Source organism: Photorhabdus akhurstii (assembly GCF_018448925.1).
GTDB lineage: Bacteria > Pseudomonadota > Gammaproteobacteria > Enterobacterales > Enterobacteriaceae > Photorhabdus > Photorhabdus akhurstii.
Genome location: NZ_RCWE01000027.1, coordinates 53,064 through 67,991 on the forward strand (window position 1 = coordinate 53,064; position 14,928 = coordinate 67,991).

Consider the following 14,928-nt stretch of genomic DNA (forward strand, 5'->3'; position numbering starts at 1 on the left):
ATAGAGGTTCAGGATATGAAAAATATTGTTTCTAAAAAATTAGCTGAGAATGTTCGTGATGGATTGGTTAGTTATTACTTAGGGCATATTTCAAAAATAGCTAATTCACCCGATTTAAAAACGCCGGATGATTTATATCAATATTTACTGATTGATAATCAGGTATCTAGTCAGGTTAATACCAGTGTCGTTGCACAAGCGATTTCCAGTATTCAGCAATATATTAATGGCATTATGCTTAACATGGAACCTGGGTATGATTATCAATATGAAGATAGAGTAGAGAAATGGAGTGATGTTTTAAGTCAATATAATATTTGGGCTGGTTTTCAACAGTTATGGAATTATCCAGAGAATTATATTAGTCCTATATTACGCCAGGGTAAAACAAGTGATTTTAAAGAGTTGGAGGATAATTTAAATAAAGGGAAGTTGAGTGATGAAGTTGTTCAAGAAGTTATATTGAATTATTTAAATAAATTTGAAGAAATAAGTAACTTAGAGTTAATGAGTGGCTATGTCAATACGACTAAAGAATTATCTCCCGCTCAATCTGAATATTATTTTATTGGTAAGATGAATATTACGCCAGGTCAATATTATTGGCGATCGCTGAATATGGCTAATCGAAATATGCAAGATGTCATTAATCCTACCGCTTGGAAAGAATGGGAGAAAATTAGTATTCCTGCTACTGGGGAAGTGATTAAGATCCGGCCAGTTGTTATTGATGGTCGTCTTCATATCGTTTGGTTGGCACATGAAGTTGATAATAATAAAGAAGAAAAAAATTATTATAGTATTAATTTGATATATCGAAAATTTAATGGTGAATGGAGTCTGCCAAATAAATTACGTACTTTTACCAGCGATAAGAGTAAAGTTAATGATGGTTTTGAACTCATTGCATTAATGGATTTGCGAGCTGAACCGGTATTAGTTATTTCTGCTATTTATAAGTCAGTAAAAACAGAAAATAATACATCAGGAGAAGAGAGCTATCCTTACTCCTGTAATTTACTATTTAACGAAGTTCCTGTGCCTCTGGTTGGTGGCAAGTTATTAGATCTCTACATTTATCAACAGATTAAATCTAATTCTACGGAAGATCTTACACAATCAAATATGTTGTCAGCCTATTTTGGGGATGCATACAAATTAGTTGATAAACCGGTTTATCAGGAGTCAGGAAGTTATCCTGGGCTTGCGACAGAAAAAATGAACCTATTTGCTGAAATGGGTAGTAGAAAACTGCGTCTCAGTGGTAATAATAGTTTGTCAATTGGGAAAGAGATTATTAAATCTGTAGTATGTGATATTGATCTTAAAAGTAAATCTAGTGAAGCAGGAAAGGTTAATATTTCACTTGCTGATGGCGCAAAAGAAAATAATGGAAAAATAACCGTTTCTGTCGCGGTGACTATTAATGATAATAGTTATGGGTCAGGTGACTATTTTTATATTATGTTTAATTCCAGTCAGAGTGGTTATCCTGAGTTGAACGTTAATTTCTCTGAATGGGGACAAAAGCAAGGTAATACTTATCATTTTGCCAAAGAAATGGAAGTACCGCTGTCTGGACTAAAAGAAGCTAAAGTATTTAGTTCAGAACTCAATAAATCTGGTGGTAAACTTGTTGCTTCTGGAGAGGGAACGCCAAAAGTAGATATTGATCATTCCGGTTATCGGGAGGCTGATTTCTGTTTATGGCATACTAAAGGAGGGAGCGATAGTCTGTTATATTCAGAACGCCAATTACTCAATGGAAAGAGTATTATTCCTACTGTAGAACTTGATCTCGATGAAATAAATGGTAATGATCCGAGTGTATTTTTAAAATTAGGTTATAAGAAAGAGGGTGAAGATGCGGATTTAGGTTATAACTATTATGAAATTAAACTAAGTAAAACGCCTTATCCTAATTTGCTGTTGGCCTATGATAAAAAAACGCAAGCACAGTATTTGGACATTACTGAATTACAATTTAAATATCGATCTATCAGATTAAATACCTTATTTGGCAAGGAACTTATTGCGCGGGCTAACCACTCTATTTCTGATGTACTGAGTTGGAAGGCGCAACATATTAAAGAGCCGCCTATTCCGGGGAGTGATGAAAATAATGATTCAGCGCTTAACGGAGCAAATAGTATTTATTTCTGGGAGCTTTTCTTCCATGTGCCTTATTTAGTTGCGTATCAACTCAATACTTCACAACAATATCAGGATGCTCAAAACTGGTTACACTATATTTTCAATCCAGGAGTAAAAAATAAGGCTAATGGTAGCCCAGGCTATTGGAATTGCAGCCTGTTAGAGGTTTCTCAAGATAGTTCAGTACAACTAAAAGGATTACAAGATCCAGATGCGATAGCTTATGCCGATCCGGTACATTATAAGAAAGCCATATTCCAAATGTATGTGCAGAACTTAATTGATTTCGGTGATAGTTTTTATCGCTTTCTGACCAATGACGGACTTAATAATGCTAAATTACGCTATCTTCAAGCACAGCAATTGCTTGGTCCCAGACCTGATTTTGATTTAGTCAGTCATTGGCTACCGATTGAATTGGCAGATGTCACCTCTTCAAAGAATAATAAATTACGAGAATTTGAGAGTAATTTTGATCCTGATATATTAATTGATCTTCCAGCCACTAAAGTCAGTGCTCATACGGCGGTGGATAATGCGATATTTAGAGTGCCGTTGAATAATGATTTACTGTGGTATTGGGATATTTTATCCAGCAGATTTTATAATTTGCGCCATAATTTAACTTTAGATGGTAAACCTTTATCGCTACCATTATATGCAACACCTGTCGATCCGAAAAATTTGCTCGCTTTACTGGCGAACGGTGGATCATTATTAGCAGCAGGTAGTACGGCTATTTTGAATATACCGCCTTATCGTTTCCGGGCATTATTACCCAGTGTTTATCATGCGGTAGATACATTAAGTCATTTTGGTGATTTACTCTTGAATGCGCAAGAACGTAAAGATCGCGCGGAACAGGAAGAGTTGAATCAATTACATTTGAAAGAGTTAGCTGTTTTTACCATTTCATTGCAGAAAGATGCTGTCGCAATCGCTGAAAAAGGGAAACAGGCATTATTAAAAAGTCAGCAGACAATACAACAACGGATTGATCATTATAAGGCGCTTTATGATGAAAACATTTCTACAGATGAAACCAATGCTCTGAATTTACAAGGTACGGCAAAAATTATTTCTTCTGTTGAGGAAGGAATGTTAACCGCCGCCGGTGCCGCTTCGCTGATACCGAGTATTGCGGGAACGTCATTTGGTGGACAACGATGGCATATGCCGCTTGTTTGTTCCGCGGGTATTACACGTACGGCATCATTAATGATGCAAATGGCAAGTGATGCATTGAGCGTTAAAGCCAGTTATAACCGGCGACGTGAAGAGTGGGAGATTCAATATAAACAGGCGGAAAGTGAGCTGGAAATGTTGAAAAAACAGATTGAACAGCAAGAGGCGCAAATTTCCGCTGCGAATACAACATTACAACAGTCTCAGGCTCAACTGCAAAAAGAGCAGGATATGTATCAGTTTCTTACTGTGACTAGGGTAACGAAATCTTCGCTTTATCAATGGCTGAATGATCAGATGATGTCATTATATCGTCAGGCTTACGATGCAGTGCTTTCGCTATGTTTAAATGCACAAGCATGTTGGCAATATGAAATGGGGGATTTTTCCACACAATTTATTGTACAAAATGGTTGGGACGATAATCATAATGGTTTGTTGGTCGGAGAAAAGATTAAACTGAATCTATTGAAAATGGAATCGGCTTATTTGAATCGTAATGAACGTCGTTTAGAGTTAACTAAAACGATCTCGTTAAAAAATCTATTGTCTGATACGAAAAAATGGCAAGATATTCAATCTGAACTTAAAACCGGTGAAGGAATTACATTTATATTGAATGAGAAATTATTTGATCAGGATTATGCCGGGCATTATTTACGCCAGATCACTTCTGTATCGGTCACGCTGCCGACATTAATTGGTCCTTATCAGGATATTAAAGCGACTTTAACTCAAACCAAAAGTTATACATTGAAAACGCCGGATATTAATGGTGTGAAATATTTACTTTCAAATAAAGAGGGCGATAATAAACAAATTGTTACGAATTTGAGAGCGAGTCAACAAATCGCACTTTCATCAGGGATTAATGATAGCGGTACATTTAATCTTAATTTCGGTGATGATCGCTATTTACCTTTTGAAGGAACGGGGGCGGTTTCTGACTGGAAACTCACCTTCCCATCAGCGGCAACAGACAGTATACAGCGAGATATTCTGGATAATTTGACAGATATTATTTTGCATGTATGTTATACCGCGAAGGATGGCGGAGAGGCATTTTCTGGTCAGGTAAGAGAACTACTTAAATAATACGTTTATTTGTTGCTGTTTCTGTATCTAATATTTAATTAGGAATCTGGTAAATTTATTTTTATTATTTGCCAGGTTCTTGTTATTTTGGTTAGGAATTAGGTCATGATAAACAATACGTTAAAAATTGACGGCCATATGGCTGTGATCACTTTTGACCCGGAAATCGAGATGTTTCGTGGTGAGTTTGTCGCGTTAAATGGTGGCGCTGACTTTTACGTATATAGTGTCGATGAGCTGAAAAAAGATGGCATAGAACCTTACAAATTGTATAGCGGTAATGAAATCAGGGGCTTTTAAGTAAAAGTGAAATTCAGCGTGCTAAGCGCTGGATCTCACTTTTGAGAGAGTTAAACGGCGGGTAATGTGGTTAAAGCGACTTCCGGCTCGCTTATCTCGATATGCCGGATATATACACCAGCATGAGCCATCATCGCAATCAACTTATCCACACTGAAAAGCTGTATTTTTCCCCTGGCAAGTTCTGAAACACGGGGTTGGGTAATCCCCAGTACTTTGGCGGCTTCAGCTTGGGTAAATTCCCGTTTTGCTATCCATGCGTTGAGCGTATTCGTTAGTTGCGCACGGATCTTCATGTTTTCGGCCTGTTCTGGTGTATCACTGATCGCGTCCCATACGCTTTCAAAAGTCTGCATTTTCATAATTTCCGCTCTTGTATCAATGCCTTAAAGCGTTTTCTGGCAAGTTCCACATCTTGCTTACTGGTTGACTGTTTTTTTGGAAGCAGTGCAGTACTTAAATTGCTAACTTGAATTCTAGCTTCGAGTTTTTTGGTTAAATCACCGTTAGAAATATTAGCCTCTTCTAGCTCTTTGGCAAAGCCGAGCATTTCGTTCAATTTAGTGCTCATTTTTACCTCTATTAAAAGTCCTGGTTCGAGCATTTTTTATCATCATACTGCAAAAGTTCTGCGGCAACGTATTTTAACCTTCTAAATCATCTTTCTCAGGCCGCCATTTGGCGGCCTATTGATCTAAAAGTCAGGATTTTTTGCAATCAAATTAACAGTTGCTTTTCTCGGCCAAAATAAACATCCCAAACGGATGAATTTCCAGATAATAATTATCGCCAACATCGGGTTGCAATTGGGTAGCGTTAATCTGTAATAGCAGAGTTTGCCCTTGCCAATCTACGGTGACTTCATATTGTGGCCCCATGTAAGCCACATGACTAATGGTACAGCGTTGGCTGGTATTACCTTGATGGCTCAGGGTAATTGCTTCCGGTCTGACGCCTACCGTTACCGATTGTTTGTTGGTGGTAAAGTTTGCTGGCCGTGGCAGGCGATATTGAAAAATCTCAACATAATCAGCACCTAAAGTCGCCGGGAAGATATTGGCGTCTCCCATAAAACTTGCCATAAACTCAGACGCCGGTTGGCGATAGAGTGTTTGTGGCGTGCCGATTTGCATGATTTTACCTTTATTCATCACCAGTACCGCATCGGAAACTGCAAATGCCTCACTTTGATCATGAGTAACATATAGCGAGGTAATATTAAATTGCTGCTGCAATTCGCGGATTTTCTCGCGCATACTGCGACGCAGATTGGCGTCAAGGTTACTCAGCGGTTCATCGAAAAGTAACACTTTAGGCTTGAGGATCAGTGCGCGAGCGAGAGCGACACGCTGTTGTTGACCGCCGGAGATTTGGTCTACGTAACGATCTTCAAAGCCGCCTAAATCCACCAGCTCCAGCGCCTCTTTAACCCGTTCGCGTATTTCTGCTTTAGGCCGCCCTAGCATTTTCAGCCCGTAACCAATATTTTCCCCCAGCGACATATGTGGGAATAGGGCATAAGACTGAAATACCATACAGATGTCCCGCTGCTGAATAGAGCGATCTGTAACGTCTTCACCATCAATGAAAATCTTACCTGCGCTAGGTTTCTCCAGTCCGGCGACCAGACGTAACACAGTGGTTTTACCGCAGCCGGAGGGTCCTAACAGTGTGACCATATGTCCCAGTGGAATAGAGAGCTCCAGATTATCGATCACGGTGTTGCTACCGAACCGTTTGGTTACATTTTTCAGTTCGACAAAATTTTGTTGTGTCATGTCGTCACTCCGTGATTACTGTGTGTTTTTGGCTTTGGAACGAGAAATCCGCGCTTCGCCAATCAGGTAGTCAAATAAGAAAATAATGGCCAGCATAACTACAATCAGGATCGAGCCATAAGCGATAGCGACCCCGTATTCACCATCTTCCACTCGATTCAGAATATAAGAGGTTGCTACGCGGGTGTCTGGTGTAACCAGGAAGACAATCGCGCTGACGGTGGTAATCGCACGAACAAAGCTATAGATCAGTGCAGATAAAATCGCCGGGCGCAGTAAGGGCAACAGTATATGGAAGATGGTTTTCATCGATCCGGCGCGTAGGCTGAGTGAAGCTTCATCCAGTGATTTATCAATTTGTCCAAGACCGGCAATACCTGCCCGGATACCCACCGGTACATTGCGCATGGTCATGGAGATAATGACGATTGCCGCAGTTCCGGTGAGATAAAAAGGTGAATCGTTGAAGGCCAGAATGTAGGAAACCCCGGCGACGGTACCCGGTACGGCAAAACATAGCATGGTGGTGAATTCGATGGTCTTTTTACCGCGAAATTCCTGGCGTACAACAATGTAGGCAATTAACAAGCCAAGGATAGCGGTAATCGGGGCAGCGATACCGGCGTAGAGCAGGGTATCCAATAATGATGGCCATGCGCCGTCGCTCATCCCTTGACCGAACAGTTTGATAAAATTATCCAAGGTCAGGGTGTAATCCACTCCCCAGTTAACGGTGAAACTGCCGTAGAAGATGCTGCCGTACAATAGAATGTTGAACACAACCCAGATAAACAGGATGGCACAGACACCCCAAACCAGTGAAGTTGGCAACGGTTGTACATCACCACGGTAGGATTTGCCGGAAACCGTGACATAGGAACGTTTACCAATCCACAAATACTGAATGCAGAAGACCAGTAGCGAGAAAACCAGCAGCGAAGCGCCGAGCGTACTGGCGGCTTGATAGTCGAGTTGAGAACCGGTGATATAGAAATAGATCTGGGTCGCCAGTACGTCAAAGCTGCCGCCCAGTACCAGTGGGTTACTGAAATCTGCCAGCGACTGGACAATGACAATCAGGAAAGAGTTCGCCAGTGCCGGTTTCAACAGCGGGATAAAAACATTGAAGAACGTCTGATAGCGGTTGGCACGCAGAGTATAAGCAGCTTCTTCCAATGAGGGATGGATGGTTTTGATGGCGCCATCAAGGATCATAAACGCCATTGGTGTGAAGGCTAGAACTTGCGCCAGCCAGATGCCGGTAAAGCCATACAGCCAGTTGGTGTTGGTTAGGCCAAACCAGGTTGCCATAAATTCAGTGATATAACCGGAACGGCCCATCATCAATGTGACGCCTAAACCGACAACAAACGGCGGGGTGACGATGGGTAAGATGGAGAATACCCGGCCAATAATGGCGGAACGGCGGGCGATTCTGGCGGTATAAATTGCCAGTACTAGCCCGAAGAAGGTGCAACCTGCGCCAACCGCCAGCGAGAGCAAAACGGAGTTGATGATAACCTGAATAATATGTGCCTGCCCCAGGATCGATATAAAAGCAAATGGGGCAAACTGACCGGCATCATCCGTAAACATCGGAATAAAGATGGCAATACTCGGATAAAGGATAAATATGCCGATGAGGGCAATAACCGTGACTAATGAGCCGATAACAAAACTATCACCACCTAACCACTCAAGGCGAGACAGGGCTAGAGTGATAATCGCGCCCAGCGAGATAAATAGGAAAATCGTCGAGTAGCCTAGCCCACGACCAATAATCGCTGCGCTGATAACGACAAATAGCGCGCATAATAAAGCATAACCTGCATCAAAATAGTGGCGGTTACGTTGATTGCGATTTGCTGGTGTCAGTGGACGTAGCAGCAGCACTGAGGGTAGCAGGAACCACAGTAAGCCGATGTTTAATCCATTCCAGCCATAAGAGGCGAAGAGTTCATCTTGAGTAGATTCGAAAAGGCCGTAGTCCAGGCTCCATGATGGCAGAAGCGCGAAAGCCAGCCACATTAGAGCAATCCACCAGAACACGGCATCCTGCTTTTGTCTGATAGGCAGGGTAAAGGCGTGAGACATAATTTCCTTCCGTTTTATTATTATTGTGTGGTAGCAGCAGTAAGAAGCTATCCTTTAAGGCATTATTGGCGCGGGAACATAAGGTAGCCTGACGGATAGCTTCTTAAGGGCGGGAAATGCTCCGCCCTTGGCTGGCTTTATTTAGCCATTTTCACTTCTGTCACCCATTTGGTAATTAACTCTTTGCGTACATCACTGGAGCCATATTTATCCATGTCGTAATTGATTAGTTTTAGATCAGATAATTTAAGTGCTAAAGGAGAAGCTTTTGCCTTGGTATTGGTCAGGATCTGATAAGCTTTCCCTTTCTTCCAGCTCAATTCTTGTGCTTCTTTGGATAATACCCAGTCAACAAACAGTTTGGCGTTGTCCATATTGCGGGCATTTTTGATGATACTTACGCCGCCGATTTCATAACCGGTACTTTCACATGGCGCGATAAGTTTTAGTGGTGCGCCATTTTCTACTTCTAATGAGTAATCATGCAGGAAACCGATACCAATCGCGGATTCGCCGCGGGCGGCATTACGTGCCGGGGCAATGCCGGATTTGGTGTACTGAGAAATATTGGCGTTGAGTTTTTTCAGATAATCAAATGCCTGATCTTTGCCCCATAACTGAACAAAGGTTGCTAACGCAGTGTAAGCAGTGCCTGAACTTTGAGGATCGGCAATCTGAATTTCGCCTTTATATATCGGTTTGGTGAGATCTTTCCAGCAGGTTGGAATCGGCAGATTTTTCTCTTTTAGACGTTCAGTGTTGACGCCATAGCCAAGAATACCGACGTAAACGGCGGAGCTGTAGTTGCCTTTACGTTTAGCCGGGTCGCGGAACTGCGGCATGATTTGCGTCAGATTAGGGGATTTGTAAGGCTCCAGCAGATCCATCTCTCCCGCTTGAGATTGTGGGTCCAGAGTCCCGCCGTACCAGACATCCGCTTGTGGATTGCGTTTTTCGGCTTCAATTTTTGCCAAGGTACTGCCTGAGCCGTTACGGACAAAAGTGGTTTTTACATTGTATTTTTCACCGAATGCTCTGGTTTCAGTTTCACACATAGCGTTAGTGGCGCTGCAATAAACGATCAATCGTCCGGCGGCTTGAGCGCTGTTGGTAAATGCAGCAACGACCAAACCGGCTGCGATAAGTGTAGAGAGAGGTTTCAGTTTCATTGTCTTATCCTTAGTATTCAAAACTGCTTATTATTAGAAAGTAGCGATGCTACTCCATGTTCCCTTTTGCTAACGTCGGCCATTAACAGTGGCATCAACAGTAGACCCATCATGGCGGCTGCGGCGGTGAGCAGGGCAAACATCCCTGACCAGCCATAGTGGGCAACCACTTGGCTTAGCGGCCAACCTGCGATTGCCGCGCCCAGGTAGGCGTATAATCCCAGATAGCCCGTGACAGTGCCGGCGGCTTGTTTATGGCAATATTCTGTTGCTGCCAGCCCAATTAGCATTTGCGGGCCAAATACAAAAAAACCGATACTGAAAAAACAGGCTGCCAACAGCGCGTAGTGATGAATGGGAGTCAGCCACAATGCGGTGACAGCCATGAACAGTCCAAGCGCGGACAGTAGAATCATTGGGGCGCGTTGGCCGCGGAACAGTAAATCCGATCCCCAACCGGAAAATAGGGCGCCGGTTAAACCACCAAGTTCAAACAGTGAGAGCGTCGCGTTGGCACTGAGCAGATTGGCGCCATGCGTTTCCGACAGCCACAGGTTTCCCCAATCGTTAATCGCCATTCTGATGAGGTAGACCAGAATATAGGAGAATCCTAGCAACCAGATAGTTTTGTTAGTTAAGATCGTATCCCGCAATATCTGCATCATCGGCATGGGGGGCGATAGCTGTTCGTGTCGAAGCTCCAGTAAATCCTGCCGCCACTGTCCCACACTGGGCAAACCTTGCTGTTGTGGTATGCCGCATAATTGATGACAAAGCCAGATACCCAATAAAATGCCGATAATTCCCGGCATCATCAGCGCTGTTTGCCAGCCGTAAGTTGTCGCCAGAAAAGCGGACAATATTGGGATAGTGATGCCGACAATATTGATGGAAGTATTCCAATATCCCCACCAGAAGCCCCGTTCATTGCGGGAGTACCAGTGTGTCAGCAGTCTGGCGCAAGGCGGCCAGCCCCATCCCTGAAAGAAGCCGTTCAGTGTCCAGATGATCAGCAGTGCGGAAAATGATGAGCAGAAAGCAAAGATAATGTTTAACACTCCTGTCATCACTAATCCGGCGCCCATAAACCAGCGATAACCGGTGCGATCATGAAATACACCGGAAATAAATTTTGAGCTACCGTAGGCCAGATAGAACAGACTGGTTATCCAGCCGATATGCCCTTTATCCAGTCCTAGTTCCAACTGCATAACCGGCATGACAAAGTTGAAGCTTTTTCGCGTCAGATAAAATGCGGCATAGCCAATAATCATGGAAATCAGCAGGCGGCTACGCCAGCGGCGATAGTGTTGTGAAATCTGTTCCTGGCTGGTGGCTTGCATACCCGGTTCCTCCATGAAAAAGGGAATGTAAAGAAAAATTAATGAAAATGGATGAGGTAAGGTTTTAGGCAACTAGGAATAATTCTTAGTTATGCTTGATTTTCATCAGAATTTGTGGGCAGGTTAACAGTTATGCGTGTGCCGTTATCATTACTTAATTGCCAATCTCCTCCTAATGCACGGATACGTTCTTCAATACCCTGGAGGCCAAATCCGCCTTTTCTTTTGTCTTCTGTAATGCCGATGCCGTTATCACTGATTCTGAGTTCAATCACATCCCGGTGCTGCCGCAGGATGATAGCGATTCGAGTCGCTTGAGCATGCTTGCTGATATTGTTCAGTAACTCTTGAACCAGACGGTAGAGGGTAAAAACCACCGTTTCATCCGTTGGATTTTGAGGAAGCTGGTAATTCAATTGGCAATCAATATTTTGTTCTTTAAACGCAAATTCATGGATCAAATGGTGAAGTGCTTTTTCTAAGGACATCTCTTCCAGAACCGGTGGGCGCAATTGGCGTAATAATTGACGCGTGGATTGATGAATCTGTTGGGCGAGATGATTGATCTGTTCTGCGATCATTTCTGTTGCCGGGGTGGTGGCGGTACGTTTTATCAGCGTTGCCTGAATTTGAATGGCGGTAATATTCTGACCAATTTCATCATGTAACTCGCGGGCAATGCTTTTACAAACGTCTTCTTCTGTGTGAATCAGTTTCTTCATCAGGGTACGGCGGGCGGTTAACTCCCGTTCTAGCAATTCACGGTAACGTTGCAAATTTTCAGCGAGCTGTTGCTGACGGCTGATTGCTATCCCCAGACCTATGCCTAATAAGGATTGAATGGTCAGGAACATTTCCAGTTCGCCTAAATCGTTAAAAGCACCACTGAATTGACGAGCTGACGTGATCATGAGACTGCCTAACAGAGCTGCCAGTACGCCGCCTTGCCAGCCATAACGGTAGGCCATGAAGACATTGGGGATAAATATGAGAATGATTAAAAGATTCTCAATTTCTGGCGACATAAAGATCTGGGCGCTTAATCCTAGCAAGCAGAATAGACAACACCACATCAACAAGGAAGGGCGTAGCTGCGGATCAGGATCGCTCGGTTGCAGCATATTTCTCAGATGTTGCTGACGCAGGTATTCATAGATCAGATAAACAAAAGGTGACAACAAAACGCCACCGGTTAACGAGGTGAGAAACAGATGGCTGGCGTCGGCAGTCAGCGTAAACCCCAGACAAACAGCCTGTAACACACTATTAGCGGTTACACCAGCCAGCAGAATTGAGAGCCGTTGCCAATACAGGGTATAGCGCCTCCAGAATTGTTGCACGATAAGGGCAGGTATTAGGCTGAGAAAGGGTGATAACAGAATGATATTGTCAGTAATAAGTTGTTCGCTGCCGAGCCATAGCAGAATAATAATCTCAGTGGCTAATAAGGTTGGTAAGTAACGATATCCTAGTAGGATAAACAGGGCCAGCCGTAACCCTTGTGGCAAAAGCAGCGCTGCTTGTTGTCCGTTATCATTCAGGTAGAAGCTGATAGTCCACAGAGCAAGCCAACTCAGTGAATAGAAAAACAGCAGAAAGAGTGATAACAGGCCAAATCGTGATCTTCTGTTCATGAGTTCCCCGTTAGAATCTGGTGTTGCAGAGCGTAATGAACCAGATCAATAGTGCTATTACACTGGAGTTTGCTAAGAATATTGGCACGATGAACATGAACTGTTTTATGGCTGAGATTGAGTTGTTCCGCGATAGTTTTAACATTGATGCCGTTGATAAGTAGAGAAAATATTTCCCGTTCTCTGGGCGTCAGAACTTGCAGTGCTTTAATCTCTTGTGGTGTCTGACGCAGTGCTTTTAGTGCGTCGGCACACAAGTAGCAACCGCCTTGATGTACGGAACGTACTGCCTGTACTAATTCTTCCGGGCCGCATCGTTTGGTGAGATAGCCGCAGGCGCCGGCATCCAGCGCACTTTGTACAAATGCCGTGGTGTCATAAATACTGAGAATAATGGTACGAAAATCAGGTTGTTTTTGCCGTAACCGGGTGAGCAGGTGCAAACCGCTTTCATCGGGCATATCGATATCCATCACGGCGACGTCAATCGGGTTTCTGAGTAAACCCAACCAAGCTTCTTTGGCATTGGCGTATTGCCCGGCGATTTCAATATCCTTTTCAAGCGCGAGTAATTGGGCAAAGCCGGAACGGACAACTACGTGGTCGTCAATAAGTGCAACTCTAATCATAAGTTTTCGTTAATGGATAATGGTTAATGAAATAATTTATATGATGTGCAGGAAAAGCAGGTTGTGCAAATTAATCAACTAAATCTGCAAGAAAGCTAACAAATTTAGCAAAAACCGCCGTAAACCCTCGAATTGGGCCAGGATTTACGGGGCAATTGTTAAAAAAAGCCTTTTTTATCTATTAGTGTGGTTTTAAAAGCGGGAAAAGAGGTCAGGCTAACCACGAAAAAACAGGTAAAAACTTTAATCATCAAAAGTAAAAAGCAGTGATTAAGGATTTTTAAAAGCGGGTAAAAAATCCGATATCATGCTGACCTTGGAAGAGAAAACATCAGAAAAAACAGGTTTCAAATTGATTAAATAAGGTGGAAAAAATGACAGTGTTAACCCAATAACAGGAATATATCTTATCAAAACATTTAACCGTATTAACCACATTAAACCAATCTTCTTAAATAAAAGATTTTGCCTGACTGCAACAAGTTTACGAAAAATCAGAGACTATAATTGTAGAAAACCGAGCGGCTTTTAGATTAACCCCAGAAAAGCAAGGATATTTAGCAACATTAAAAATGATTAAAGAAATGGGCGTTAATCTTAATACCGTTAGCCGTTCTGCCACCCTCACTGGTTTTAAACCTAAAAGATCAAATACAGAAAAAGGAGAAAATAGAAAACCTAAATATCAGTTTAATGAAAATAAGAACGTTAAATACGGTTCAGTAAATGTAAAAACCTTTCGTCATGGCCGATTTATAATTAAAAACAAACACCCCCTCAGAATGAAAACCGCTGTATAAGCTTATCATATTTTCAACATTATTTTTTAACTTACATCTCCCTTTTACCGGTGATTAATCAACTAAGGATTAAAGGATAGGTAGCCCATTAATGTCAGCTTTTTAAAAGGTATAGAGTGACTAAAAACAACCTATTCCCTGCTATGTTTAATCCACTTATCGGTAAATCGGTAATACTACACTCCACTTATTTTACATTTGCCTAACCCGCTATGACTATTTAAAAAGACAAACAGGGAGAGGTTAAATACTTCATTCAACAGACTGATTTAACACAATGAATCAAAGTTTTCAGTAGCGTGATTAATGACATTTAATCGAAATTCACTAATCATTAACCGAGAGTTGAAAAGCAATAATCACGTAAAATAACATTAATAGAATAGATTAATGCTCAAATATTTTCTCACCATTGCTTTACGAAAAAATCAATAAAAATGCGATAAAGAAGAGATAAAACGATTAATTTAGCCGAATTTAAATGCTAAAAAAGGTATTATCCTAAAAAACATTAACGGTGTTTTTATACTATCAAGCTATTGATTAGTGATTTATAGAGAAAAGATAAAAGGTGATTGATTTATAAAAACTCGCAGAATTGCCAGTAAAACAATGTTGGTAAAAAAATATTAGTAAAACCATGCCGGTAAAACAGTGTCAGTCAAAATAAATCGGATATGATTAATGTTAGTTTAAACGTAAAACCACGATATATCATAATATTTAAATCTCGCAAAAAGCTAATAT

Annotated in this window: 11 protein-coding genes; 3 read left to right on the forward strand and 8 right to left on the reverse strand. The window is 42.0% G+C overall.

Annotation, left to right across the window (positions count from 1 at the left end; translation table 11 throughout):
• Positions 1-15 precede the first annotated feature (15 nt).
• A complete protein-coding gene (locus EAE93_RS20185) occupies positions 16-4,434 on the forward strand; it encodes a Tc toxin subunit A-related protein (RefSeq protein ID WP_214040425.1) in 4,419 nt (1,472 codons plus the stop codon).
• A gap of 105 nt (positions 4,435-4,539) precedes the next feature.
• A complete protein-coding gene (locus EAE93_RS20190; RefSeq protein WP_052105757.1) occupies positions 4,540-4,734 on the forward strand; it encodes a type II toxin-antitoxin system HicB family antitoxin in 195 nt (64 codons plus the stop codon).
• Positions 4,735-4,784: 50 nt separating this feature from the next.
• Here EAE93_RS20190 and EAE93_RS20195 read toward each other — a convergent pair whose 3' ends face one another.
• The 8 genes from EAE93_RS20195 to EAE93_RS20230 form a co-directional block, all read right to left on the reverse strand.
• Positions 4,785-5,096 (reverse strand): helix-turn-helix domain-containing protein, encoded by a 312-nt coding sequence (locus tag EAE93_RS20195; protein ID WP_036808311.1) that lies wholly within the window; start codon positions 5,094-5,096, stop codon positions 4,785-4,787.
• On the reverse strand, positions 5,093-5,305 hold the full coding sequence (locus tag EAE93_RS20200; protein ID WP_146110633.1) for a hypothetical protein: 213 nt from the start codon (positions 5,303-5,305) through the stop codon (positions 5,093-5,095). Before EAE93_RS20200 ends, EAE93_RS20195 begins: the two co-directional genes overlap by 4 nt.
• Positions 5,306-5,456: 151 nt before the next feature.
• The gene (fbpC, locus tag EAE93_RS20205) at positions 5,457-6,512 is read right to left on the reverse strand and encodes a ferric ABC transporter ATP-binding protein (RefSeq protein WP_214040426.1); all 1,056 of its coding nucleotides are present in this window, start codon (positions 6,510-6,512) and stop codon (positions 5,457-5,459) included.
• A gap of 15 nt (positions 6,513-6,527) precedes the next feature.
• Positions 6,528-8,606, reverse strand: a complete 2,079-nt coding sequence (locus EAE93_RS20210; protein ID WP_214040427.1) for an ABC transporter permease — start codon at positions 8,604-8,606, stop codon at positions 6,528-6,530.
• Between the two features lie 137 nt (positions 8,607-8,743).
• Positions 8,744-9,775, reverse strand: a complete 1,032-nt coding sequence (locus tag EAE93_RS20215; RefSeq protein ID WP_040148794.1) for an ABC transporter substrate-binding protein — start codon at positions 9,773-9,775, stop codon at positions 8,744-8,746.
• A 17-nt stretch (positions 9,776-9,792) separates the two neighbouring features.
• Complete coding sequence (gene uhpC / locus EAE93_RS20220) at positions 9,793-11,118, reverse strand: MFS transporter family glucose-6-phosphate receptor UhpC (RefSeq protein ID WP_214040428.1); 1,326 nt, start codon at positions 11,116-11,118, stop codon at positions 9,793-9,795.
• An 89-nt stretch (positions 11,119-11,207) separates the two neighbouring features.
• Positions 11,208-12,752 carry an MASE1 domain-containing sensor histidine kinase gene (locus EAE93_RS20225; RefSeq protein WP_214040429.1) on the reverse strand — a complete coding sequence of 515 codons (1,545 nt, stop codon included), beginning with the start codon at positions 12,750-12,752 and terminating at the stop codon, positions 11,208-11,210.
• A complete protein-coding gene (locus EAE93_RS20230) occupies positions 12,749-13,381 on the reverse strand; it encodes a response regulator transcription factor (RefSeq protein ID WP_036808296.1) in 633 nt (210 codons plus the stop codon). The genes EAE93_RS20225 and EAE93_RS20230 overlap by 4 nt, the downstream gene beginning before the upstream one ends.
• Before the next feature lie 572 nt (positions 13,382-13,953).
• Between EAE93_RS20230 and EAE93_RS20235 the strand changes: the two genes are divergently transcribed.
• Positions 13,954-14,181 (forward strand): hypothetical protein, encoded by a 228-nt coding sequence (locus EAE93_RS20235; RefSeq protein WP_036814579.1) that lies wholly within the window; start codon positions 13,954-13,956, stop codon positions 14,179-14,181.
• Positions 14,182-14,928: the final 747 nt, after the last annotated feature.